This window comes from Actinoallomurus sp. NPDC050550, assembly GCF_040655075.1.
Taxonomy (GTDB): domain Bacteria; phylum Actinomycetota; class Actinomycetes; order Streptosporangiales; family Streptosporangiaceae; genus Actinoallomurus.
The window spans coordinates 36,698-60,585 of the sequence record NZ_JBFAJC010000001.1 but is presented as its reverse complement, the minus strand read 5'-3'; the positions used below and the strand labels follow the sequence as shown (position 1 = coordinate 60,585).

The 23,888-nt window shown below is 71.3% G+C and carries 23 protein-coding genes; 8 read left to right on the top strand and 15 right to left on the bottom strand.

The window, feature by feature from the left end; genetic code table 11:
• Nucleotides 1-18 precede the first annotated feature (18 nt).
• The 5 genes from AB0I04_RS00280 to AB0I04_RS00260 all read right to left on the bottom strand — a co-directional run bounded on the left by AB0I04_RS00280 (nucleotide 19) and on the right by AB0I04_RS00260 (nucleotide 6,578).
• Nucleotides 19-2,997: an SMC family ATPase gene (locus tag AB0I04_RS00280; protein WP_360876491.1), complete on the bottom strand. Its 2,979-nt coding sequence runs from the start codon at nucleotides 2,995-2,997 to the stop codon at nucleotides 19-21.
• Nucleotides 2,994-4,127 (bottom strand): exonuclease SbcCD subunit D, encoded by a 1,134-nt coding sequence (locus AB0I04_RS00275; protein WP_360876488.1) that lies wholly within the window; start codon nucleotides 4,125-4,127, stop codon nucleotides 2,994-2,996. The genes AB0I04_RS00280 and AB0I04_RS00275 overlap by 4 nt, the downstream gene beginning before the upstream one ends.
• A gap of 285 nt (nucleotides 4,128-4,412) precedes the next feature.
• A complete protein-coding gene (locus AB0I04_RS00270) occupies nucleotides 4,413-4,568 on the bottom strand; it encodes a hypothetical protein (RefSeq protein ID WP_360876486.1) in 156 nt (51 codons plus the stop codon).
• 110 nt (nucleotides 4,569-4,678) lie between these two features.
• Nucleotides 4,679-5,353 carry a response regulator transcription factor gene (locus tag AB0I04_RS00265; protein ID WP_360876483.1) on the bottom strand — a complete coding sequence of 225 codons (675 nt, stop codon included), beginning with the start codon at nucleotides 5,351-5,353 and terminating at the stop codon, nucleotides 4,679-4,681.
• A gap of 52 nt (nucleotides 5,354-5,405) precedes the next feature.
• Entirely contained in the window at nucleotides 5,406-6,578 is a 1,173-nt protein-coding gene (locus tag AB0I04_RS00260; RefSeq protein WP_360876480.1) for a sensor histidine kinase, read from the bottom strand.
• Between the two features lie 168 nt (nucleotides 6,579-6,746).
• On the opposite strand from AB0I04_RS00260, the gene AB0I04_RS00255 reads away from it, so the two are divergent.
• From AB0I04_RS00255 to AB0I04_RS00245, 3 genes are all read left to right on the top strand, one after another.
• On the top strand, nucleotides 6,747-7,673 hold the full coding sequence (locus AB0I04_RS00255; RefSeq protein ID WP_360876477.1) for an ATP-binding cassette domain-containing protein: 927 nt from the start codon (nucleotides 6,747-6,749) through the stop codon (nucleotides 7,671-7,673).
• Entirely contained in the window at nucleotides 7,670-8,458 is a 789-nt protein-coding gene (locus AB0I04_RS00250; RefSeq protein ID WP_360876474.1) for an ABC transporter permease subunit, read from the top strand. The genes AB0I04_RS00255 and AB0I04_RS00250 overlap by 4 nt, the downstream gene beginning before the upstream one ends.
• 118 nt (nucleotides 8,459-8,576) lie before the next feature.
• Nucleotides 8,577-10,010 (top strand): aldehyde dehydrogenase, encoded by a 1,434-nt coding sequence (locus AB0I04_RS00245; RefSeq protein ID WP_360876471.1) that lies wholly within the window; start codon nucleotides 8,577-8,579, stop codon nucleotides 10,008-10,010.
• Nucleotides 10,011-10,093: 83 nt separating this feature from the next.
• On the opposite strand, the gene AB0I04_RS00240 is transcribed toward AB0I04_RS00245, so the two are convergent.
• From AB0I04_RS00240 to AB0I04_RS00220, 5 genes are all read right to left on the bottom strand, one after another.
• A complete protein-coding gene (locus AB0I04_RS00240) occupies nucleotides 10,094-10,534 on the bottom strand; it encodes a hypothetical protein (protein WP_360876469.1) in 441 nt (146 codons plus the stop codon).
• Between the two features lie 145 nt (nucleotides 10,535-10,679).
• Nucleotides 10,680-11,780: a DUF5808 domain-containing protein gene (locus tag AB0I04_RS00235; protein WP_360876466.1), complete on the bottom strand. Its 1,101-nt coding sequence runs from the start codon at nucleotides 11,778-11,780 to the stop codon at nucleotides 10,680-10,682.
• A 2-nt stretch (nucleotides 11,781-11,782) separates the two neighbouring features.
• A complete protein-coding gene (locus AB0I04_RS00230) occupies nucleotides 11,783-12,196 on the bottom strand; it encodes a GntR family transcriptional regulator (protein ID WP_360876464.1) in 414 nt (137 codons plus the stop codon).
• Between the two features lie 132 nt (nucleotides 12,197-12,328).
• Complete coding sequence (locus AB0I04_RS00225; RefSeq protein WP_360876461.1) at nucleotides 12,329-12,907, bottom strand: hypothetical protein; 579 nt, start codon at nucleotides 12,905-12,907, stop codon at nucleotides 12,329-12,331.
• A 76-nt stretch (nucleotides 12,908-12,983) separates the two neighbouring features.
• Nucleotides 12,984-13,628, bottom strand: coding sequence for a TetR/AcrR family transcriptional regulator (locus AB0I04_RS00220; RefSeq protein WP_360876458.1), 645 nt, complete (start codon nucleotides 13,626-13,628; stop codon nucleotides 12,984-12,986).
• Between the two features lie 12 nt (nucleotides 13,629-13,640).
• Between AB0I04_RS00220 and AB0I04_RS00215 the strand changes: the two genes are divergently transcribed.
• The 3 genes from AB0I04_RS00215 to AB0I04_RS00205 all read left to right on the top strand — a co-directional run bounded on the left by AB0I04_RS00215 (nucleotide 13,641) and on the right by AB0I04_RS00205 (nucleotide 17,107).
• Nucleotides 13,641-14,750: an alpha/beta hydrolase gene (locus tag AB0I04_RS00215; RefSeq protein ID WP_360876455.1), complete on the top strand. Its 1,110-nt coding sequence runs from the start codon at nucleotides 13,641-13,643 to the stop codon at nucleotides 14,748-14,750.
• A 206-nt stretch (nucleotides 14,751-14,956) separates the two neighbouring features.
• Nucleotides 14,957-15,916: a Gfo/Idh/MocA family oxidoreductase gene (locus AB0I04_RS00210; protein WP_360876452.1), complete on the top strand. Its 960-nt coding sequence runs from the start codon at nucleotides 14,957-14,959 to the stop codon at nucleotides 15,914-15,916.
• Between the two features lie 222 nt (nucleotides 15,917-16,138).
• On the top strand, nucleotides 16,139-17,107 hold the full coding sequence (locus AB0I04_RS00205; RefSeq protein ID WP_360876450.1) for a hypothetical protein: 969 nt from the start codon (nucleotides 16,139-16,141) through the stop codon (nucleotides 17,105-17,107).
• A 233-nt stretch (nucleotides 17,108-17,340) separates the two neighbouring features.
• On the opposite strand, the gene AB0I04_RS00200 is transcribed toward AB0I04_RS00205, so the two are convergent.
• Both AB0I04_RS00200 and AB0I04_RS00195 read right to left on the bottom strand, forming a co-directional pair.
• Nucleotides 17,341-18,057 (bottom strand): cation diffusion facilitator family transporter, encoded by a 717-nt coding sequence (locus tag AB0I04_RS00200; protein WP_360876447.1) that lies wholly within the window; start codon nucleotides 18,055-18,057, stop codon nucleotides 17,341-17,343.
• Between the two features lie 4 nt (nucleotides 18,058-18,061).
• The gene (locus AB0I04_RS00195) at nucleotides 18,062-18,322 is read right to left on the bottom strand and encodes a Chromate resistance protein ChrB (protein ID WP_360876444.1); all 261 of its coding nucleotides are present in this window, start codon (nucleotides 18,320-18,322) and stop codon (nucleotides 18,062-18,064) included.
• A gap of 133 nt (nucleotides 18,323-18,455) precedes the next feature.
• On the opposite strand from AB0I04_RS00195, the gene AB0I04_RS00190 reads away from it, so the two are divergent.
• Nucleotides 18,456-20,015 (top strand): hypothetical protein, encoded by a 1,560-nt coding sequence (locus AB0I04_RS00190; RefSeq protein WP_360876441.1) that lies wholly within the window; start codon nucleotides 18,456-18,458, stop codon nucleotides 20,013-20,015.
• A gap of 402 nt (nucleotides 20,016-20,417) precedes the next feature.
• Nucleotides 20,418-21,023 carry a cadmium resistance transporter gene (locus AB0I04_RS00185; RefSeq protein WP_360876438.1) on the top strand — a complete coding sequence of 202 codons (606 nt, stop codon included), beginning with the start codon at nucleotides 20,418-20,420 and terminating at the stop codon, nucleotides 21,021-21,023.
• 17 nt (nucleotides 21,024-21,040) lie between these two features.
• On the opposite strand, the gene AB0I04_RS00180 is transcribed toward AB0I04_RS00185, so the two are convergent.
• The 3 genes from AB0I04_RS00180 to AB0I04_RS00170 all read right to left on the bottom strand — a co-directional run bounded on the left by AB0I04_RS00180 (nucleotide 21,041) and on the right by AB0I04_RS00170 (nucleotide 23,662).
• Nucleotides 21,041-22,630 (bottom strand): LCP family protein, encoded by a 1,590-nt coding sequence (locus AB0I04_RS00180; RefSeq protein WP_360876435.1) that lies wholly within the window; start codon nucleotides 22,628-22,630, stop codon nucleotides 21,041-21,043.
• A 100-nt stretch (nucleotides 22,631-22,730) separates the two neighbouring features.
• Entirely contained in the window at nucleotides 22,731-23,099 is a 369-nt protein-coding gene (locus AB0I04_RS00175; RefSeq protein WP_360876432.1) for a DUF6542 domain-containing protein, read from the bottom strand.
• A gap of 431 nt (nucleotides 23,100-23,530) precedes the next feature.
• Entirely contained in the window at nucleotides 23,531-23,662 is a 132-nt protein-coding gene (locus AB0I04_RS00170) for a hypothetical protein (RefSeq protein ID WP_360876430.1), read from the bottom strand.
• Between the last annotated feature and the right edge of the window lie 226 nt (nucleotides 23,663-23,888).

Sequence of the window (23,888 nt, the reverse complement as noted above, 5' to 3'; positions counted from 1 at the left end):
GCAGAACGAACACCCTGGTCAGGCGCTGACGCCGGCCACGGCGAGGGCCGAGCCCGTACGGGCCTTGCGGACGCGGAGCTGTGCGGGGATGCGGGTGCGCAGCTCGGCGACGTGGCTGACGATGCCGACCGCGCGGCCGCCGTCGCGCAGGCCGTCGAGGACGTCCATCACCTCGTCGAGGGTCTCCTCGTCTAGAGTGCCGAACCCCTCGTCGACGAACAGTGTGCCGATCTCCGCGCCGCCCGCCTCGACGGTCACGACGTCGGCCAGGCCGAGGGCGAGGGCGAGCGAGGCGATGAAGGTCTCCCCACCCGACAGGGTGGCGGGGTCGCGACGCTGCCCGGTCCAGGTGTCGATGACGCGCAGGCCGAGACCGCCGGTGCCGTGGCGGCTCTTCTCCCCCGCCACGCGCTCGACCGTGTGCTCGAGGATGTAGCGCGCCGAGGACATGCGGGCGAGCCGTTCGTTGGCGGCGGCCACGACCTGCTCCAGCCGGGCGGCCAGGACGTACGCCGACAGCCGCATCCGCGCGGTGTTCACCGCCGGGTCGCCGGAGGCGACGGCGGCGAGCCGGGCCACGACCTCGTGATGTCCGGCGACCGGTCGCCAGGCCGCGGACTGCTCCCGCAACTCGGCGGCCAGCGCGGTGAGACGGTCGCGGCGATGCCGGGCGCGGTCGCGCGCCGACGAGACCGCCTGGTGCGCCTGCTCGGCGTCGGCGAGCGCCGACTCGAGGGCGTCGAGGTCCGGCGGTGGCTCGGCGGCGGCCGCGGCGAGCTCGGCGTCGTTCAGCAGCGCGGCGACTCTGGCCTCTTCGTCGTCGTAGGCCTTCGCCTGCCGGGTCAGCTCGTCGCGCATGGCGTCGTCGACGACGGCGGAGCGTACGGCGTCGACCGTGGGGAAGCCCTCGGCCTCGGCGGCGTCGGCGGCCTCCCGCCACGCGGTGTCGGCGTCGTCCGCGGCGGCCCTCAGGTGTTCGATCGCGGTGGCGGTGCCGCGGAGCAGGTCGGCCTCGTCGCCGAGACGGCGGATGCGGGCCTCCAGGGTCGGATCGTCGCCGCGGGCCGCGTCGAGCCCGGTGCGGAGACGGAGCGCGTCGGCGGTCAGGGCGACGCGGCGCGCGCGGTTCTCCGCGAGCGCGGTCACGACCTCCTCCTGCCGGTCCCGCGCCTCCTCGTACTCGGCGTCGACCTGCCGGAGCTCCTCCTCGAGGCGTTCGGCGTCGGCCTCGGCGGCGGTGAGCGCGGTCAGCTCCTCCTGCGCGACGGCGAGGGCGGTGCGCAGGTCGTCGACGTCCTCGTCCCCGGCGTCCTTGGCCGCCGCGGACTGCTCGGCCCGCAACTCGGCGAGGCGCTCGGTGATCTCCTCGCGGCGCTCGCGGACCCTCTCGTACGCGGCTTCGGCGGCCGACTCGGCGTCGTCATCCGGGATCTCCCCGCCGTCGGTGGCGGGAACCGGATGCTCGGTGGAGCCGCAGACTCCGCAGCGCTCGCCGGGCCGCAGCTCGTGCGCGAGCCGGGCGGCCATGCCCTCCAGCCTCGCCTGGCGGATCTCCTGGAAGGCGTCGCGGGCCGCCTGGGCGGCGTCGGTCGCGGCACGGTGCTCCTCGTCCGCCTCCGCGAGCGCCCCCGCCAGCGCGTCGCGCCGCAGCGCGGCCTCCAGCCGCCGGTCGGCGGCCTCGACCGCGGCCTCCGCCACGGGCCGGGCGGCGAGCCGGGCGCGGGTCTGCTCCCGTTGCCCGGACAGGGTCTCGCGGTAGCGCGGGGAGTCGGTGAGGAACACGGTCAGCTCGGCCTCGCGCGCGTCGAGGTCCTGGCCCTCCGAATCCGCGTCCTTCAGATCCCGGCCGATCGCGGCCAGCCGGTGCTCGTCGCCGCGGCGCTGCTCGAGGACCGCGACCTCCTCGCGGCGCGTCCGCTCCTCCTTGCGCAGGACGTCGGCGTCGGCGGTGTCGGAGACCAGCCTGGCGACGACCTCCCGCCGCCGGGCGGCCACGGTCCCGGCCTCGGTACGGCGGGCGGCGCGGGCCTCGGCGCCGTGCAGCAGCGGCAGGACGCGGCGGGCGCGCTCGGCCGCGCGCAGCGCGTCGGCCACGGCGGCCCGGGCGGCGGCCCCGTCGGCCAGCGCCGCCGCCCGGGCGTGGGCATCGGCGTGGCGCCGCCTCCGGTCGGCGACGCCGCGCCCGTGCTCGGCGGCGGCCCGTGCCGCCGCCAGAACGCTCGTCGCGGCGGCCACCCGGTCCTCGGCGGCCGTACGGATGTCGTTCATGTGCGCCGACAGCTCGGCCGCCCACGCCGCGAGGGCGTCGGGGTCCAGGTCGGGGCGCTCGGCGCCGGCCGCCTCGGCGGCGCGGTCGGCGACGGACCCGGCGGCGGCGCGCAGCAGGTCGGACTCCCGGCCGGTCTCCTGCCGCTTGTCGCGAAGCCACCGCTCGACCTCGGTGAAGGCCTCGGTCGCGAAGAGCCGCTCGAGCACGCCGCGCCGCTTCTCGGCGTCGGCACGCAGGAACGCCGCGAAGTCGCCCTGCGGCAGCAACACCACCTGACAGAACTGCTCCGCCGACATACCGAGCAGGTCACCGATCTTCTGCCCCGCCTCCTCGAACCGGGTCGACAACGCCTCCCACTCGCCACCGCGCCGCTCCTGGAGCAGAACCTTGGCCTTCTCCTCCGTCGTGCCCGTGCCGCGCAGCTTCGGCCGGTCCCAGCGCGGCGACCGGGTGATGCGGAACCGCCGCCCGCGGATCGTCACCTCCAGCACGACCTCCGGCGAGCGGTCGGGCGGCGCGTGGTGGCTGCGGAGGTTCTTCGCGTCGTTGCGGACGCTCGGCACCCGGCCGTACAGCGCGAAGCAGACGGCGTCGAGCACGCTGGTCTTCCCGGCGCCGGTGGGGCCGTTGATGAGGAACAGGCCGGCCTCGGACAGCGCGTCGAAGTCGATCCGCTCGGTCCCGGGGAACGGCCCGAAGGCCGTGATCGTGAGGTGGTGAAGTCTCACCGGGCCGCCTCCGCGCGCCGGTGGTGCTCGAACGCCTCGTGCAGCAGCGCGCGCTCGGCCTCGTCCGGCGGCGTGCCGCGCACCTCCGCGACGAAGTCGGAGGCGATCTCGGTGTCGGCGCGACCCTGGACGCGCTCCGCCCAGGTCCGCTCGCCGGTGTCCGTCGTCTCCCCCGGCTCGAAGGCCAGGGCGAGGACGTGCGGGAAGCGGTGCCGCAGACGGTCCATCGCGCCCGTCGGGCGCTCGGCGTCGGTGAGCGTCACCTGCAGCCAGTGACCCTCGTACACCGCCCATCGCTCATTGGCGAGCAGATCGTCGATCGGGCCGCCGAGACGCTTGATCCGGCGGGGCACCGGCGCGTCGACGAACTCGGCGTGGACGGTCCCGCCGAGGTCGACCAGCCAGCTGCCCTTGACATGTCCGTCCTCGGAGAAGGAGTAGGCCAGCGGGGAGCCGGCGTAGCGCACCCGCTCGGAGAGGGGCTGTGCGCGGTGCAGGTGGCCGAGGGCGGCGTAGTCGACGCCGTCGAACACGCTCTTCGGCACGCTGGCGATCCCGCCGATCGCGATGTCGCGCTCGCTGTCGCTCGCCTCTCCCCCGGTGACGAAGGCGTGCGCGAGCACCACCGACCGGCCGCCGCGCTCCGCCTGGTCGGCGCGGATCCGGCGCATCGCCTCGGTCAGCGCGGCGCCGTGGCCGCGCTCGGGCAGCTCCCACCGGCCCCGGACCACCTCGGGCTCGAGGTAGGGGATGCCGTAGATCGCGGTGCCGTCGTCGAGGAGCACCGGCCGGCCGACCGCCTCCGGGTCGGTGCGCAGGTGCACACCGGCGGCGTCCATCAGGTCGGCCCCGAAGCCCAGCCGCCGCGCGGAGTCGTGGTTGCCGCTGATCACGACGACACGGACCTTCTCGGCCGTCAGCCGCCCCAGCGCCTCGTTGCACAGCGCGACCGCGTCGACGGGCGGCAGCGCCCGGTCGTACAGGTCGCCGGAGACCAGCACGCAGTCGACCCGCTCGGAGCGCACCGTCTCGACGAGGTGGTCGATGAACGCCGCCTGCGCGCCGAGCATGTCCTCGCGGTGAAAGAACCGGCCGAGGTGCCAGTCGGACGTGTGCAGGAGCCGAGGCATGCCCGGCAAGCTAACAGGCCCCACCGACAACACCCACCGCACACGCCGCATGACACCACTTTGGTGACACAAGTCCGTTATGCGGCGATACGCAAGCGTCTGACCGATCCGGCAACGCGCGACCGGCCACGCCGGTCCGCCCTGCCACTGGTGCGCGCGTTCGAGCGGGACCACCGTCGCCGGCTCGCTCTCAGGCCCTCGGCGAACACGCTCGCCGAGGGCCTGAGGCTCTCGCTGGAGACCGCCGCCTAACCCCGAATTCGGGGAAGCGGCGGCCGGCCGTCGTTACGCGGCCTTCCTCATGTCGGACTTGGCGAGCAGTTGGGCTCGCTCCTCGGAGGTGGCGAGCCGCTCCCACTGCTCCGAGTTCTCCACGAGTCGGTGGGGCGGGACGATGGGGCGGTGGACGAGACGGTGTACGACTCGACGGAACTTTGGCATGGGGTATCCACTGGCACATCAGAATTGACCGAAGGGACCCCTATTATCGCACGTCACACGGGTTTTAGTCGTCACAGGGGGCCCGTGTCGGACGATCCTCTGCGAGGCGGTCAGCGCGGGTTGGGCGTGACCAGCCCGGTCTCGTAGGCGACCATCACGAGCTGGGCGCGGTCGCGGGCGGCGAGTTTGGCGAGCAGGTTCCCGATGTGCGTCTTCACCGTCGCCGGGCTGAGGTGCAGATGCTCGGCGATCTCGCCGTTGGACAGGCCGCGCGCGATCAGCGCGAGCACCTCGCGCTCCCGTCCGGTCAGGCCCTCCAGTTCGCGGGCGGGCTGCCGGGCGGGCAGCGGCCGCCGGGCGAACTCCGCGATGAGCCGCCGCGTCACGGCGGGCGCGAGCAGCGCGTCGCCGGAGGCGATGACCCGGATTCCCGCGAGCAGGTCGGCGGGAGGGGTGTTCTTCAGCAGGAAGCCGCTGGCCCCCGCGCGCAGCGCGGAGTGGACGTACTCGTCCAGGTCGAACGTCGTGAGGATGAGCACCCGGACGCCGGGCGGCCCGTCCGGGCCGCAGATCCGCCGGGTCGCCTCGATACCGTCCATCTCCGGCATGCGGACGTCCATCAGCACGACGTCCGGCCGCTCGCGAAAGGCGAACTCGACGGCCTCCGCGCCGGTTCCCGCCTCCCCGACCGCCGTCAGGTCCGCGGCGGTGTCGACGAGGACGCGGAAGCTGCCGCGCAGCAGGGCCTGGTCGTCGGCGACCAGGACGCGGACGGGCTCGGTCACGAATCCTCCGGAGCATGGCGGGACCGGTCATCGCCGACCGGGACAGGGGCGGTCACGAATCCTCCGGGGCGTGGCGGGGCAGGCGGGCCGACACCTCGAACCCGCCTTCGGGACGCGGCCCGGCCGTCAGCGTGCCGCCGTGCATGTGGGCGCGTTCCCGCATCCCGATGATGCCGTGTCCGGGCGTCCCGGGGAGCAGGCGGTCCCCCGGCCCGTCATCGGTCACCCGGATCCGCACCTCGTCCTTGTCGCCCTCCACCATGATCCGGCAGTGGGCCGGGGCCGCGTGCCGGACGACATTGGTCACCGCCTCCTGCACGATCCGGTACACCGAGCGGCCCATCCCTTCGGGCAGCCCGTCCACGCCGCGGACGGTCAGGTCGAGGCGGACGCCCGCCGTCGCGGCGCGTTCGCGGAGCTCGGGCAGCCCGGCGAGGCCGGGCGCGGGCCGTAGCTCGGGGGACGCCTCGTCGGAGCGGAGCATGCCGAGCATGTGGCGCATCTCGACGAGTGCGTCGCGGCTCGTGGTCTCGATGACGTCCAGGGCGTCGCGTACCTCCGCGTCCTCGTCCCCGGGCGTACGGGACCGCAGGACGTAGCCGGCGACCCCCGCCTTGACGCCGATCAGGCTGAGGGTGTGGGACACGACGTCGTGCAGCTCCCGCGCGATCCGCAGGCGCTCCTCGGTCACGGCGCGTTCGGCGAGCTGCACGGCCGCCCGCGCGGCGTACGCGCGGCGTTCGCGCACGGCCCGGCCGATCGTCCAGGCCCCGCCCAGCACCGGCGGACCAGTGAGGATCAGGTCGGTGATCCCGGCGTCGTCGCGGGTCCCGGCCATCGTCCCCACGAGCACGCCGAACACGCTGATCCCCGCGATGACCAGGGTCGGCTCCTTCGGATGCCGGGGCGCCTTCAGCGCCACCATGTACAGCGCGAACGCGGGGAGGAAAAGGGCGTTCCACCCGATCCCGAGGAACATCGCCGCCACAGACGCCGCGAACACGATCCCGAAGACGGGCAGCGGCCACAGGCGCCGTACCGCGACCGGCAGCCCAAGCGCCCCGGCGAGCAGGCAGGTCGCCCATGTCGGCAGGTCCACCGGTCGCGCGAGGGCCACGACGAGCAGGACCAGCGTCGATCCGGCTGCGGCCGCGGCGTCGAGGACGATCAGCCGACTGCGGCTGAGCCGCCGTGGGAAGACCGGAGGTGGATCGAGGTCGGGCACGGCCCGAACCGTACCGGCCCGTGCCCGCGCCCGCCTCCGACCGGGGGATGAGGGACCCCGGTCGGAGGCGGGCGCGCGCCGGGACACGGCCTACGCGCCACGGAGGAGGCCGTGATTCGGCCGCCGCTCCGAAGCGCCGGAGGGCCGCCGTACGGCAGCGTCGAGACCGTGATCGAAGTGCAGAACCTCACCAAGAGATATGGCGACACGGTCGCGGTCGACCGGCTGTCCTTCGCGGTCCGCCCGGGTCAGGTGACCGGCTTCCTCGGACCGAACGGCGCCGGGAAGTCCACCACGATGCGGATGATGCTGGGCCTCGATCGCCCGGCCGCGGGCCGGGTTCTCATCGACGGGCGGCCCTACGATCGGCTGACCGAACCGCTGCGGCGGGTCGGGGCGTTGCTCGAGGCCACGGCCGTGCACCGCGGCCGCCGGGCACAGGACCACCTGTGGTGGCTGGCGCGAAGCAACCGGATCCCGAAGACGCGGGTTCGGGAGGTGCTGGCGTTGGTCGGGCTGGAGAGCGTCGCCCGGAAGCGGACCAAGGGGTTCTCCCTCGGCATGTCCCAGCGACTCGGCATCGCCACGACGCTCCTCGGCGACCCGCCTGTGCTCCTCTTCGACGAACCGCTCAACGGGCTGGACCCCGAGGGCATCGTGTGGATCCGGAACCTGATGAAGAAGCTGGCCGCCGAGGGCAGAACGGTCTTCGTCTCGAGTCATCTCATGAGCGAGATGGCGCTGACCGCGGACCACCTTGTGGTGATCGGCCGCGGCCGGTTGCTCGCCGACACCACCGTGGCCCAGTTCGTCGCCGCCCACACCCGCTCGTTCGTACGGGTCCGGACACCCGAGCCGGAGCGAATGTGGAATGCGCTCGCCGCGGCCGGCATCACCGTGACGCAGGCCGCGGACGGCACGCTCGAGGCGGACGGCACCGAGGCCGCGACGATCGGTGAGATCGCCGCCGCCAGGGGATTGATCGTGCACGAGGTCGCGACGCAGACCGCCTCGCTGGAAGAGGCGTTCATGCGGCTCACCGGGGATGTCGTCGACTACCGGGCCGGATACGGGGCTGGAGGTCCGCAGCGATGAACACGGTTTCCGCGCGAGCGGCCCTCGGTGCCGAATTCATCAAGATCCGCACCGTTCGATCCACGGCCTGGACCCTCGCGCTGACCCTCATTCTCAGCGTGGGACTCGGCATCCTTTTCTGTCTGACCCTGCGCTACGGCTTCGACCGAATGGACCCGCGGGCACGCGCCAACTTCGACCCCGTCACGACCGGCTTCTACAGTCTGACGCTCGGCCAGATCTCGCTCGTCGTCTTCGGCGTACTGTGCGTCAGCACCGAGTACACGAGCGGCACGATCCGCGCCTCCCTGGCGGCGGTGCCGCACCGGGGCATGTTCTACGCCGCCAAGGTGCTGACCGCGACGATGGTGGCCTTGGCGTTCTCCCTGTTCACCGTCCTGCTGACGTTCTTCACGGCACAAGCCGCACTCGGCGCGCACGGCACCACTCTCAGCGAGCCGGGAGTACTGCGCGCGGTCGTGTTCGCGTGCGTCTATCTGACGCTGCTCTGCGCCTTCGCGATCGGCGTGGCCACCATGCTGCGGAGTACGGCACTCTCGCTGGGGATCATGATCCCGTTGCTCTTCCTCGATTCCCAAGGGCTCGGCAACATCCCGAAGGTCCGGACGGTCGCACAATTCCTTCCCGATCAAGTGGGGCAGGTGATGATGCAGGTGGTGAAGCCGGAGAAGTCGTTCATCTCGCATCGCCCCTTCGGGCCGTGGACCGCGCTGGGCATCCTCGTGATCTGGGCCACGGCCGCCTGTGTCGGTGGGTACCTTCTCCTACGCCGCCGCGACGCCTGACTTCAGAGGGGGGGCTGGACGTACCGTGACCGAGGCCACGGTGGACAGGAGCGGAACGGATGGAGAAGATACCAAGCAAGCACTCGGTCAAGGACCCTCCCGCCTCCGGAGGCACGGCATGCGTGAACACGATCGGCTCTACATCGGCGGCGAGTGGGTCGCGCCCGCCGGCACCGGCACCATCGACGTCGTCTCCCCCCACACCGAAGAGGTGATCGGCCGGGTCCCGGACGCGACCCCGGCGGACATGGACCGGGCCGTCGCGGCGGCGCGGGAGGCGTTCGACCACGGCCCCTGGCCGCGTATGGCGCCGGCCGAGCGCGCCGCCGTCGTCGCGCGCCTGACCGAGCTGTACGCCGAGCGCCTCGGCGACCTCTCCGAGCTGATCACCGCCGAGATGGGCTCCCCCATCACGTTCTCCCAGCTCGGTCAGACCGGACAGGCGCACGCCGTCTACGGCTACTTCGCCGAGTTCGGCAAGGGCTTCGCCTGGGAGGAGGAGCGGGCGGGCATGATGGGGCCGGTCACGGTCCGCCGCGAGCCGGTCGGGGTGGTCGCCGCGATCGTGCCGTGGAACGTCCCGCAGTTCATCATCGCGCTCAAGCTCGCTCCCGCGCTGATCGCCGGCTGCACCATCGTGATCAAGCCGGCGCCCGAGACGCCGCTGGACGGGTACGTCCTCGGCGAGCTGCTGAACGAGGCGGGCGTGCCCGAGGGCGTGGTCAGCATCGTCGCCGCCGGGCGGGAGACCGGGGAGCATCTCGTCCGCCACCCCGACGTCGACAAGGTCGCCTTCACCGGGTCGACGGCGGCCGGGCGCCGGATCGGCGCGATCTGCGGCGAACAGCTGAAGCGCTGCACGCTCGAGCTCGGCGGCAAGTCGGCGGCGATCATCCTCGACGACGCCGACCTCGCCGGGACGATGGGCTGGCTCAAGATGGCGTCGCTGATGAACAACGGTCAGGCGTGCGTCGCCCAGACCCGCATCCTCGCGTCCCGCACCCGCTACGACGAGGTCGTCGACGCGCTCGCCGAGGCCGTAGGCGGGATGAAGGTGGGCGACCCGGCCGACCCGGCGACCGAGATCGGCCCGCTCGTCGCCAAACGCCAGCAGGAACGGGTCGAGGGCTACATCCGGACCGGCCAGGAGGAGGGCGCCAAGGTCGCGCTCGGCGGTTCCGGGCGGCCGTACGACCGCGGCTGGTACGTCACGCCCACCGTCTTCGCGGGCGTCACCAACGACATGCGGATCGCTCGCGAGGAGATCTTCGGCCCCGTCCTGACGGTCATCCCGTACGAGGACGAGGCGGACGCGGTGCGGATCGCCAACGACAGCGAGTACGGCCTGGCGGGCACGGTCTGGACGGCCGACAACGACCGCGGGCTGGAGATCGCCCGGCAGGTCCGCACCGGCACGTACGGCGTCAACATGTACATGATCGAGGCGTCGTCCCCGTTCGGCGGCTACAAGGGCAGCGGCGTCGGCCGCGAGCTCGGCCCTGAGGGCCTGGCCGCCTACCTGGAGTACAAGTCCATCGCCCGCATGGGTTGACGAGGACATCGACGGCCCGCCGTGCGCGGTCCTCGCCCGGCGTGACCGGGCGAGGACCGTGCGCACCGCGCCGGAACCCGCGCTCACCCGAACGTGCCGCGCAGGAACGCGGTCAGTCGCGGGGCGACCTGCGGAGCGAAGGGCCGGTTGGGGTCCGGATAGTCGGTGGCGGGGTTCGGCGTGCCGGTCACGACCTTGAACACGTGGTCGGCGTCGGGGATCTCGGCCCGCTCGGCCCTGTGATCGCCGGCGAGACCGGCCATGAGGCGGCGGACCTCGGAGGCGTCGACCTGGACGTCCTTCGTCCCCCGCAGCACGAGGACCGGGAGGCCAGGTGCCAGGCGCCGTGCCAGGACGAATGGATCCTGCCGGTCGGCCTGGGCCAGGAAGGCCGTGTTCACCGGCGTGAACAGCGACGCCAACGCCGGATCCGCGAAATGGGACGGCGGCTTCCCGGTCGTCCTGATGGTGCCGATCACGGCCCGCAGATCGCGGATGTAGGCCGCCGCGGTCGCCGCCGGCAAGCGGCCCGCCGACTGCGCCGCACGGTACTGCTCGGTGAGCTGCCGAAATGGCGGTCGACGGCATAGGGCGTTCCTTCGAGAGTCGATGGAGGGATGAACTGAGTGCAGGACCGCCGTCGGCAAGCGTGACCGCGCGGCGGGACGGTCACCGGGCGAGTGCGCCGACGAGGGGGCCGACGGCGATCAGAACGAGAGTCGCCCCGAGCATCACCCACGACAGGGGCCGCGCCATGTTGAGCGTCCATCCGACGCCGAACCGCTTCGGCACGAACAGCGCCGGGTCGTCGCGGTTGTAGTAGACGAGCCCCCACCGGTAAAAGCGGTCGTCGTCCTGGTTGACCGGCGCCGGACGGCGGCCGGCGCCGGGGAGGCCGGTACGGGCGGGGCCGAGGCGGAGGCGGCTGCCGCCCTGGCCCGTGCGGACGACGACGGCCAGCATCACCGCCACGCCGAGCGCCGTCGCCGTGGGAACCCCCACCGCGACGACCGGCGCGGCTTCGACCAGGTGCCAGATCGGCAGGGCGACGAGGAGGAACGTCAGGTTCAGGCAGGCGCCCATAACCAGCATCGCGCGGGCCATCGCGGAGACGAACCGCCGATGCCGGGTCGCCGCCTGCGGGTCCTCGGCGTCGAGCCGGGCCCGGCTCCGCAGCACCGCCCACGCGAGCACCGCCACCAGCGCGGTCACGAGGACCTGGGTGACCACCGGGGCGAACACCGTCCCGATCGACTTGTCCGCGAAGTGGTCCGGGTGCCCGGACATCGTGACGTGCGTCGGCAGCCGATGGGGCATCCGCGGGTACTCGACGATTCCGATCACGGGCGTGGCGGCGGCGAGCAGGAGTGAGGGGACGGCCCAGCGCCATGGGTAGCGTTCGGGATCGGTCCGGAGCGAGGTGTCGACGACCGTCACCTGCCGCCGGCCGGCGAACCAGCCTTCGGAGGTCTTGGCCTCCCTGATCGCACGGTGGGCCGCCAGATACAGGACCAGCCCGACCGCGAGGAGGGCGCCGACGGCGATCGGTCCGGCCAGCGGGGCGCGCAGCAGGACGACGGCCACCGCCGCGGCGGCGGTGGCACCCGCTGTACCGACCCGGTAGCGGCGCCGCCAGGCGTCGATGACCGGCGCGTGCGCGCGGTCGAGCGGCACGCGGACCCCGAAGGGCAGGGTGGGCGGGACGAGCGACGGGATCAGCCAGTGCACGACCCCGATGAGAAGGACGGGAAAGAGCGTGACGCCGGTCATCGCTACCTCTCAGGCGTCGGCCGGACGGACGATCCGGCGGGGAATCCGTCGAGAATCCGCTGCACGCGGTGTGTGACGTCGCTCGGGTCGAGCCCCTTGGCGACCGCCTCGGCGAGGAGGGTGCGGGCCCGCTCCTCCCATTCGTCCGCCACGCCGGCCGGGGGCGGGCCGGTGAAGGCGTCGCGGATGACGACCGCCCCGGTGCGCCGGGCGAGGCGGATCAGCCCCTCGCGGCGCAGCAGGTCGTACGCCTTGTTGACGGTGTGCATGTTGATGCCCAGGTCCGCCGCGAGCTGCCGCGTCGCGGGCAGTGAGTCCCCGACGTGGAGGCGCCCGTCCGCGATCGCCTCCACGATGCGGTCGCGTAGCTGCTGGTAGAGCGGCACATCGCCGTCCACCTCGAGAGTCAAGATCACCGTGTCTCCAGCCAAGACTCTTTGTTCTAGAAAAACTATAACAAAGAACCGACGGCACAGGGACGAGGAGCCGTCAACGTTCCGATCGTGAGCCCGGCCCGCGGCCCTCAGGGACCCGCGCGCCCGCCCCGGCTACAGCACGTGCGGGCCCATCGGCCGGACCGCGAACCGCGTGCGGTAACGGTTCCGTCGCACGGCGACGACGATGATCGTGGCCACCCCGCCGAAGATGCCGACCATGAAGAACCCGATCGCCGACAGGATCCCGATGACGAACCGGGACGGCCGCGGGGCCTGGCCGACCGCGTACAGCCCGCCGACTCCGTCGCACGTCACCCGGTACTCGCCGGCGGCCGGAACGTGGACGAGCCTCACCACCCGCCAGCTCTCGCCGTTGCTCGACGTCGTGAACCGGTAACCCGGACTGGTGACGGACACGGTCTGGCCCGAGGCGGAGGCCACCCGGCAGTTCACACCGCTGTACGACTCTTCGGGCACGTAGATGGCGGCGTCCGGCTTCAGGGACACGGTGACGGTCTCACCGGCACCGAACCTCTTGTCGCGGGATCCCGCGCCGGTGGTGATGCCGAACACCAGCATCACCGCGCCGAGCGCGACGCCGAGGACGATGCAGAGCGCCGCGACGACGAACCACACCCGCCGTGGCCGCACCTCGGCCGGATCGATGACATTCGGGGTCCCCGGGTACATGGACTCGCTCCGATCGGGTCGACGGACCGCCATTACACCTGACGGTGGCGGAACGTCACAGGCTCCGGACAAACCCTCACCGAAGGGCGCGAAGGCACAGGACGACGATCGCCTCGACGCACTCCCCCGGCGTACGCCCGGCGGGCGGGTCCAGCACCGCGCCGTGCACCTGCGCGTCGATGGCCTGGACGAGCAGTAGCGCGGTCAGGGCCTCGTCCGGTCCGCCCACGCCCAGTCGGCGCAGGTGGAACTCCACCTCCGCGGCGAGGGTGAGCTGCAGTTCGCGGAGCCGGCGGGCGGCCTCCGGCGGCCGGGGCGCCTGGTCGTAGAGCAGCCGGTGCATGTGCGGGTCGATCTCGTGCAGGTCGGCGAGCGCGCCGACCATCGTGCGCACCGTCTCCTCCATCGGCGGAGCGGTCTCCCGGAGGCCGGCGAACACGGCCAGCAGGTGGTCGGCGAGCTGGTGGACGTGCCGCTCGCCGAGGGCGTACAGGAGGGCGTCCTTGTTCGGGAAGTACTGGTACAGCGAGCCGATGGACACCCCGGCCCGCTCGGCGATCTTGTTCGTGGTCGCTCCGGAGTAGCCGAGGCGCTCGAAAACCTGAGCAGCGGCGTCGAGGATCGCCGTGTAGGTCTCCTGGGACCGCAGCTGGCGCGGTCTTTTCCGTGGCGTCTGGATGAGGGGTCCAATGCGAGTTGTCAGATACTGAGGATTGCTCACATTCTAGAGGTCATGTTCACCTTTCCCGCCGACCCTCAGGCGACCTTCGACGAGCGCGCCCCGCAGTTCGCCGCGTGGGGCATCCCCCGCGACCTGATCGCGCGGGCACGCGCCGACATCCACGACATGTGGGGCACCGGGCCCGGCGGCTGGGTGCCCGTTTGGGCCTCCCACGCCGAGCGCGCCGAACGCGACGGCGCATGGCTGCGCGCCGCGCTGCTCTGGGGCGCCGCGCGCTTCCCCACGCTCGCCACCGAGGAGCGGCAGGCGGCGCTGGAGCGCCAGATCGCGGCCTACCGCCGGGTGCGGTTCCCGGTCCGTTTCGAGCGTCGGGTCCTCGAGGTCCCGTACGGTGACGGCGCCACCCCGGTCCCCGTCCACCTCTTCGAACGCAACCACGGCAGGCGGCGCGGCGTCCTGGTGCTGTCCGGCGGCGTCGACATGTGGAAGGTCGAGCTGCACCGGCTGGCCGTCGCGACCGCCCGCGCGACGGGGCTGCTCGTCGCCGCACTCGACATTCCCGGCACCGGCGAGTCCCGCCTCCCACTCGACCGGGACGGCGACCGCGTCCTCGCCGGGGTGGTCGCGGCGCTCCGCGAGACGTACGCGGCGCCGATCGGCTACCTCGGCCTGAGCTTCGGCGGGCACTGGGCCGCCAAGCTGGCCATGCTCGGCGACGTCGATGCCGCGGTCGACATCGGCGGCCCGACCGGACTCGCCGACGAACCCGTCGACGTTCTGAACCTCCCGTACGGCATGGCGGGCATCGTCGGGAACGCCATGGGCCTCGGCGCGCTGCCCGCCCCGGACGAGGTGCCGAAGCTGCTGGAGCGTTTCTCCCTGCGCCACCTCGCCGAGCGGCCCGGCACGACACCGCTGCTCGCCGCCAACGGCGCCCACGACCAGTACATCCCGCGCGGCGACACCACTGGCCTCGCCCGCCGGCCCCACACGACGGTGTGGATCGTCCGCGACGCCACGCACTGCGCGCCCGAGCGCTTTTGGCCGCTGGTCATCGGCGCCTGGGGCTGGCTGCTCGCCCGGCTGGCGCCGGAGCGCCCGGCCGTACGGCTCGCCGAGCCCCTCCTCGCGGCCCCGGTGCGCCGGCTGCTGGCGGCCTGAGTTCGCACCCGACGCTCCGACCGGCGGCCTGAACCGCGCACCGACCCCCGCCGATCTGAACCCGCAGCCGATGCGCGGGCCTCCGGCGACCTGAACCCACATCCCGCGCACCGCCAGCCGCCGACCTGGACCCACACCCGATGTGCCGGCCGGCCGAGCCCGCGGCGGATTCCCGCCCGGGCCCGCCGACCCGTACGATCCCGGTCATGACGATTCGGTGGGGAATCCTCGGGACCGGTGGCATCGCGCGGACGTTCACCGAGGACCTGCTCCTGCTCGGCCACAAGGTGGCGGCGGTCGGCTCGCGTGCCCCGCACACCGCCGAAGCGTTCGCCGACCGCTACGGGATCGCGAACGCGTACGGGTCGTACGCCGAGCTCGCGGCCGACGAGCAGGTCGACGTCGTGTACGTCGCGACGCCGCACAGCGGCCACTACGACGCGGCCCGGGTCTGCCTGGAGGCCGGACGCGGGGTGCTGGTGGAGAAGCCGTTCACCACCAATGCGGCGGACGCGGAGGCGCTCGTCGCCCTCGCGCGGGACCGCGGCCTGTTCGCCATGGAGGCGATGTGGACGCGGTTCAATCCGATCGTCACCCGGCTGCGCGCGCTGGTCGCCGAGGGCGCCATCGGCGAGCCGAAGGCGGTGTACGCCGACTTCTCCTTCGCCGCGGAGTACGACCCGGAGCACCGGCTCTGGGCGCCCGAGCTCGCCGGTGGCGCACTGCTCGACCTGGGCATCTACCCGGTGTCCTTCGCGTGGATGCTGCTCGGCGAGCCCGACAGCGTGCAGGCGGTCACGACGAGCGCCCCGACCGGCGTCGACGCCAACACCGGCATCCTGCTCGGCTACACCTCGGGCGCGTTGGCGTTGCTGCACTGCGGCCTGCTCACCGACTCACCGCAGACCGCGACGGTCGTCGGCACGACCGGCCGCGTCGAGGTCGCCGCACCGTTCTGGGCGACGTCGGCCATGACCCTGCACCGGCCGGGCGCGGAGCCGGAGACGTTCACCATCGACCTGCCCGGCCACGGCTACGGCTACCAGGCCGAGGAGGTCGCCCGCTGCCTCGAGGCCGGCCTCACCGAGTCACCCGTCATGCCCCTCGACGAGACCGTCGCCATCGTCCGCGCCCTCGACCAGATCGCCGCCAGCTTCACGCGCTGATGTGAGATCCGGGAATGAATTGGCATTTCCGCGTGATCATGAGCACTGAATGAGCAAATCCGGATTCAGTGAGCGGCGGAACCGGATCGTCTCGCGCGGCATCTGAGTGAGGTGATAGGACCGCGTACGCGGCCGGCAGCCATCGGCGTGCTGCTCTCGATAACGCTTGCCGGCTGCGGGACTCATGGATCCGCACGCGTTCCCGTCCCGACGGCGCAGCGGTTGCTCGGTGCCGCGCTCGTCGTCGATCCCGGCTCCGGTGACGTCGTGGCATTCGGCGGTCAAGAACGTACGGGCCGGCAGATCAAACCATCAGCGGCGATGTGGCGGTGGACCGGTCAGCAGTGGGAACGGGCTGCCGTGAGTCGGTCGGCACCGGCCCGGTCACAGACGCTGATGACCAGCGACCCGCACCGTCACCGGTTGCTGCTCTTCGGCGGCCAGACGCAAACCACGACTGCGCCGGAGTGCTCGACACCGTTGCGGCCGGGGCGGGCGTGCACCGGCACGGCGAGCCCGGTCCAGACGCTGTCGGACACCTGGGCGTTCAACAACAGGGTGTGGCGGCGGCTCGCCTCCGGCGGCGCCGTGCCCCAGTCCGGTCGGCTGCTGTCCTACGACCCGGACCTGGAGACGGTCGTACTGGTCGGCCAAACCCTCGTCAACACGCCCCGGGGTGTTCCCGGGACCTGGAGGTGGACGCCCCACCGCTGGACGCTGCTGTCGCCAACGGGCCCGACCACCGCAGACACCATGGGCTACGACCCGATCTCGCACCGGCTGCTCGCCTTCGGCGGACAGGAGCCATTCACACCAGGACCGGGCATGGGTGTAGCCAGCACTCCCGGATATGCCCGAACCTGGGCGTTCACCGGCAGGCGCTGGTCGGAGTTCCACCCGCTCACCCTGCCGGACCGCGCGCCCGGCGTGCTCACCGCGAGCCCGGACGGACACCGGTTGCTGCTCATCAATACCCACGGCCACGTCTGGACCTGGACAGGTCGCGACTGGCAGCCCCACCCCACACGTGGCGCCCCCACCGGCGGGAACCGGTCCTGGATCGGCGCCACCCCCAGCGCCGCGACCGACCTGGTCCGCCACCAGATCGTGCTCCTCATCGCGGGCGGCAACACCGACGACGAAACCTGGACCCTGCAGGGCGACCGCTGGACCCGCTACCCCACACCCTGACGAAGATCGACTGTTCGACCCGGGGTGTCCGGCGTGCGGGCCGCCGGTCCTGACCGCGGCTGTGCTCTGGGCTGCTTGAGGACGGTCAGCCGGTGGTGAGTGCGGTGTCGTCGAGGACGAAGGAGGTCTGCTTCAGCAGGCGGCCTGATCCGGCCACGGGGCGGTGGCCCGGTGACGTGTTCATCGGTCGCCCCGATCGCTAGCGCGGCATTCATCGACCGTCGCAACGATTGTCAGCGTCCCGTCCGCGCTTGTTGGGATTGTCTTTCGGTGCTGATCGCGGTGAGGATCTTCCGGGTCAGTGTGGCTGCGTGATAGGTAACGATGATCGCGATGGCGAGTGCGGCGGCCGGGTCGCGCCAGTACCAGCCTGCGGTGAGCCAGATGATCGTTCCGGCGATTGTGACCCCGGCGGCGGCCGCGGCGTCCGCGGCGGTGTCGAGAAGAACTGCTTTGAGGTTGAGGTCTTCCTTCTCATCGCCTGTGCCGTCGTCGTCTTGGTCGTCATCGTCTTGGTCGTCATCGTCTTGGTCGTCATCGTCGTCGAGGTCGCCGCCGAGGATGAGGGCGCCGGTCAGCATGGTGACGGCGGCGATGCCGCTGATGATCAGCACGGGCAGGCCGTGGACGTCGGGGACACCGCCGGCCAGGCGGGCGATCGCGGTGATGATGATGGCGATGTTGAGGATGAGCAGCCAGCCGGTGTTGATCAGGGCGGCGATGTTGGTGGCGTTGGGGTATCCGCGGGGGCGCCGGGGTGTGGCCGGTTTGCCGGCGAGGTGGAGGGCTAGCAGGGAGACGCCGATGGCGGAGGCGTCGGCGAGGTAGTCCACCCCGGTGGCCAGTACTCCGAGGGAGTGAGCGGCCAGCCCGATCACGACCAGGGCGGCGATCAGCAGCAGGTTGAGCAGCAACACGATCACCAGCCGGGGACGGCTTCGCTGTGGCACCGTCTCACTCCGCCTTGGTCGGGGTGGTGTCGGCGTGGAAGGCCAGTTGCTCGAAGCGGGCGAAGGCGGCCTTGCACTCCTCGACCGCGGCGCGGGCGGCGGCGCCGCCGGGGGCGTCGAAGTAGTCGCGGGCGATGATCGCCGCGAGCCATTTCTCGAAGCGTTGCAGGTCGACTTCGGATTCCTCGACCTCGGTGTAGGTGGCGCGGTCGCGAGACCGGATGCCGCAGGTGCTCCCAGGACCGCGTCTAGGACGCGCAGTCATCAGCGACGGTTTCCTGATCGACGGCCCGTGACCTGTCCTGATGAGGCCAACGTCTTCCCGGCGCATCAGGTCTTCCGGTAGAAGCTTGTCCGTTGATCGGGGGCAACGCAATCAAGGGTCAAGGAGATCCTGCATGAATCTGCGCGCATCCGTATCAGCGACAGGAGCGGTCCTGTTGTTCGCCGCCTTGGCGAGTACGCCTTCGGCCACCGCCAGCACCCAACCGGTCCACTTGGTCTCCTCTGGGGATCCGTTCGCGAAGTGCACCATCGGGGCGAGTGCGAAAGGCGTCAACTATCCCGCCGCCGAGGTGGAACCCTGGGTCGCGGTGGATCCGCAGCACCCCCACCGGGTGATCGGCGTGTTCCAGCAGGACCGCTGGTCCGATGGCGGCGCCAAGGGTCTGGTGGCCACGCACAGCAGCGACGGCAGGCACTTCACCGAAAGCCCGCTCCCGTTCAGCGCGTGTGCCCCGGGCGGTGCGAACTACCAGCGCGCCTCCGACGCCTGGGTCAGCTTCGGCCCCGATGGCGTCGCCTACGCCAGCGGCCTGACCTTCGACGCGACGACCCCGCGTAACGGCGTGGCCGCCGCCACCTCCTACGACGGCGGGAAGACCTGGAAGAATCTGTCCCAGCTCATCGCCGACACCGATCCGGCCATCGTCGACGACAAGAACTCCGTCACGGCCGACCCGGTTCACCCCGGCGTCGCGTACCAGGTCTGGGACCGAATCGACCAGGTCACCTCCGGTCCCGGCGCCCATTACGACGGCCCCTCCTACATCGCGATCACTCACGATCACGGGAAGACCTGGACCCCGGCGCACCCGTTCGTCGACACCGGCGTGATCCCCAACTCCCAGACCATCGGCAACGTCATCGTCGTGGATGCCCGAAAAGACGTCCTGTACGACTTCTTCGAGTGGCAGACCTACACCGACGTGAACGCCACCACACCCAGTGACCTGCATTTCGCGGTCGTGAAATCCACCGATCAGGGACGTACCTGGAGTAAGCCGATCAAGATCGCTGACGACAGTTCGATCGCCGAGGTCGATCCCAACGCCCCGGCCGATCCCAAGAAGGCACTGCGTGCCGGGGCCAACCTGGTGAGCGCGGCCATCGACCCGACGACCGGGGAACTGTACGCGACCTACGAAGGAACCGACTTCACCGCCGGGAAGTACAACGACGTCCAACTCGTGCACTCCACCGACGGTGGCGCGAAATGGTCAGCGCCCGTCCGGATCAACCAGGCCCCGAACGCCCCGGCGTTCACTCCGTCCATCGCGGTCGACCGCCGTGGCACGGTCGCCATCACCTACTACGACCTGCGCTACCTCCAGCCAGGAAACACCACCACCCTGCCCACCGCGATGTGGTACGCGACCTTCCCGCGTGGCGGCGAAAGGTTCCCCTCCGAACGTCGCGTCTCCCGGGTCTTCGACTGGCTGCAGGCCCCCTTCGCCGGCTGGGGCCACTTCCTCGGCGACTATGAGGGCATCGCCGTCAGCGGGGGCGAGTTCAGGCCGATCCTCATTGAGGCGAACAGCGCAGCCCCGGACAACAGCACCGACGCGTTCAGCGGACCCTTCACCTCCAACGTGATCTCCAACCGTCCGCAAACGGCGCAGGCCCTACCGCAGATCACATCCCCGCGGCACCTCAACGCCCATCGATTCCAGCACTGACAGAGATGATGTCGGTGAGCACCTCCCGGCGGGGCTCGGCGCCGGTGCCGCCGTTCCGACCGAATGCTCGCCGAGCCGCGGATCCTACCGCTGAACAACTCGCCGCCCTCGCCCTCGGCCTGTTCCTCATTACCGACAGGCTCCTCGCTGAACCGGACAACCCGAAGGGCCGCTTTCGGAAGAAGATCACGAGCAATGCAGGGAACGCACGGCCGGGCAGGCACGTCTAAGAGGCCGCAGCCCAGGCTGCGCGTCCGCGCCCCTTGAGAAACGCCGACCCGGAGGACAGTGCAGCATGCACCGGCCGAGCCCCACGCGAATGACGGCCGCGCTGTCCGTCCTCGACCGCGGCGGCCCCGGCCTACGCCGGGCCAGCCGGTCACGCCGCTAGGTCCGCCTGCCGTGGACGGCATCGCGCAGACCATCGCCGCGGCGGCAGGGCTGTTCGCCGGGACCAACATCGACGACATCATCGTGCTCGCGGTGCTGTTCCTGGCCGGCCGCGCGAGTGGGACACCCCGGCCATGGCAGATCTGGGCTGGGCAGACTGCCGGGTTCACCGTCTTGGTGGCCGTCTCGGTGCTCGCCGCGCTCGGCCTGTCCATCGTCCCCGGCGCGTGGGTGGGTCTGCTCGGCCTGCTCCCGCTGGCCTTGGGCGTGTGGGGCCTGACCAAGGCCGCGCGCGCCCACCAGTCCGGCGCGCAGGTCTCGGCGGCCCCGGCCGGCGGTCTGGTGTCGGTTGCGATTCTCACCATCGTCAACGGCGCCGACAACCTGGCCGTCTACCCGCCGGTCTTCCGCGCCATCGGCACCGGCCCCACCGCCGTCACCATCGTCGTGTTCTTCGCCGGCGTCGCCGCCTATTGCCTGATCGGCTCGGGACTCGGCTCCCACAAGAAGGCCATCGAGATGATCGAGCGGTGGGGACACTGGATCGTCCCCGCCGTGTTCGTCGTCATCGGCGTCATCATCCTGCTCGGATCCGGCGCCCTCACCGAAATCTTCTGAACGCGCCCCCTCTGTTGTCAGTTGACGCAAGGGATGCCGCCTCCGGCGACAGCGCCGCCTTGGGCTCCTTCGGTGGGGATGGCCGCGGGCCGGGTAGGAGCTGGATGGTTGTTGCCGGCCGGCATGCTGGGCATCGTTGCGTCTTTGCCGAGGTCGATCTCGATATGGCCGGCAGCGACCGTGGTGCCTGGGGCGGCCGTCACGCCGAAATAGCCGGCGATCTTGGTGGCTGCGGCCTGGGCGCCGGTTCCGTAACGGACGATGGTGTGGTTACGGGCCTTGATGCTGCGGACGTCGCCTTTGGTGTAGCCCAGGCCGGAGAGCCGGTCGGCGATGCGGGCGGCCAGGCCCGTCTTACCGCCCCCGTTGTGTACGTCCACGGTCAGGGGCACGGTGGGGGTTCCGGTAGTGCCGGTGCTCGCCGGTTTGGGCCTGTCAGGGGAGAACGCCGACCATACGATCGTCTTGACCTTGACCGGGTCGATGATGTTGACATCCTGGCCGTGGACGAGTCCGTAGCGTTCGATCGGCAGGGTGTGGAACTCGACGTTCCCACCGGTCAGGTTCTGTGCCTGCTGGGCGAAGCCGACGACGTCCCAGCCGGCGTCGAGGACGACGTCCTTCTTGGCGACGTTCAGGAGACTGCCCATCTTCCCCAGGTCGCCGAACACGCCCTCCTTGCGGAGCTGGTGGGTCGCCGATGACAGGAACGCCTGCTGGCGATGGGTGCGGTCCAGGTCGCCGTTGGTCAATCCGTGGCGCTGGCGGACGAATGCCAGAGCCTGGGATCCGTTCAGGTGCTGACGTCCGGCGGGGAAGTCCGCACCGGAGAAGGAATCGTTCACCGGGTGTTTCAGACAGACCTCCACGCCGCCGAGCGCGGTGGCCAGATCGTAGAAGCCCGCCAGGTTGATCTCGGCGAAGTGGTCGATCGGCACGCCGGTGAGCTTGCGTACCGTCGCGATGGTGGCCTTGCGGCCGGCCTCGCGTCCCTGGTGCTCCAGTGCGCTGCCGTGTACGCCCTGCTTGGACAGTGCGATCTCCCGGAAGTACTTGGTGACGCCGTAGGCTTCCTTGATCTTGCCTTGCTGCTGCGTGCCGATCGCGTCGGTGTAGGTGACGAAGTCGTCGCGCGGGATGGAGAACGCGGTGGCCCGGCTGCCGTCGTTCGGGACGTGGAGCAGGATCAGCGTGTTGGTGTTGTATCCGCCGACGCCGTTGTCAACGCCCCGTTTGCTCCCCGCGTGCAGCTGACTCAGGATGGCCTCGGGTAGATCGTTGCCGTTCTGGTCCTTGCGGCTGTCCAGCCCGATCAGCAGGATGTTGACCGCGCCGCCCTTGGACTTCGGGCCCTGGATCGCGTGGGAGGTTCCCAGGCCGTGCAGACGGCCGAGAACGAAATACCCCACCCCGCTGGCCACCAGCACGAGCACCGAGGCAATGCACGTCAAGGCGTAGCAGACGATCCCCACCGGGCCGAGACGGCGCCGGACCGTCCGCCGCCTGACCGCTCCATCGCGATACCCCTCGGCCGCCCGGGCACGGGCGGGCGACCGCCGTCGCGCCCCGGCGGCCGAGCGCGAGAGCCCCTTCTGGCCGTAACTCACATTCCCTCCCCGAAACACCTGCAGATCATGAGCAACCCGTTTCCCCGCCCTACGCCGATTCCCTGGGCCAGGACGGCCCGGGATGGGGTCGGCGGTCGTGTCACAACCGGCGATTCACCGACCGAACAATGACGATCACGATCACCAGCAGGGTCGCCGCCACCATCGCCACGAAGCCCTTGGCGACCCAGGCCGCAGCAGCGCCCGCCAGCCGTGACGCGGAGCCGGCCGCGCCGTGATCGGCGATGACACCCGCGGCCACCGCCATGACGGCGAACACCAACGGCGGCATCGGGATGACCAGCCACACCCGCCGGGAACTGATCAACATTCCGGCCAGCACAGCACCGACGACCACGCTGACGTCCAGGATCAGACCTGGACCGCCGCGGGCCAGGCCATCGACGAGAGCTCCGATGGCCGCAACCGCGACCAGGACGCCGATGCCGCCCAGACCCGTCAGCTGCATGCGGCCTGCCGGCGATCGCCCGCCCTGACGATCCGCGACCGAACGCCGCCCCGCTTCATCCGCCAACGCCGGCCGCCGTATCGCCGTAGGGGCGGGACGGCGCGGCAGGCCGCCAAGTCGCGAAAGTGCGATCTACGCCGGCGGTCCGCAGGGCCGACGTGGTCCTTTGGCCTTCGACATGCCACGAAACGAACCCGCCGCACCCGTGCGCACCGATCTGCACAGGGCGAACAGGTAGATAGCCGCTCATGCCGACAGCGTCCTTCCTAGGGCCGCGGGCTCGATCCTCCCCGTGTTGGACGGCGCTCGCCCGCTGAGTGTTCTGTCTATGCCGACACTTGTACAAGTCAGCAACTGTTGGGAGCATACGGCACGAGCCCGCAGTCTCGGATCATCGTCGGCCGACGAGTGTGAGTGCACCCGCACCGCGATCACGCAACGACGACCGGCGGACGGGGTGCGGGTTCCCCGGGCCCCTCAGCGCTCGGGATCCGGCAGGCACCGAACGGCAGCACGAAGACCAGGGAGATGATCGGCCAGTGCCAGGGTGCGAGTTCGCCCATCGGCGTGCTCCTCAACCGCAACGGCGGCCGGCTCACCGCCCGCGCCGTCGATCAACCGACGGGCTTGCCCGGTGACAACCGGCCGTTCGGCCCGGCCGGGTCGACACATGTCCTCGTCCGCAGTCGCCGGCCTGGCCGGAGTAGGTTCAACCGCCCCAGCGACTTTCGCACACTCAAGCAACCGTGCAAACTTTCCCCGGTGTTTCGTCGTCCCACGTTTCAGGGT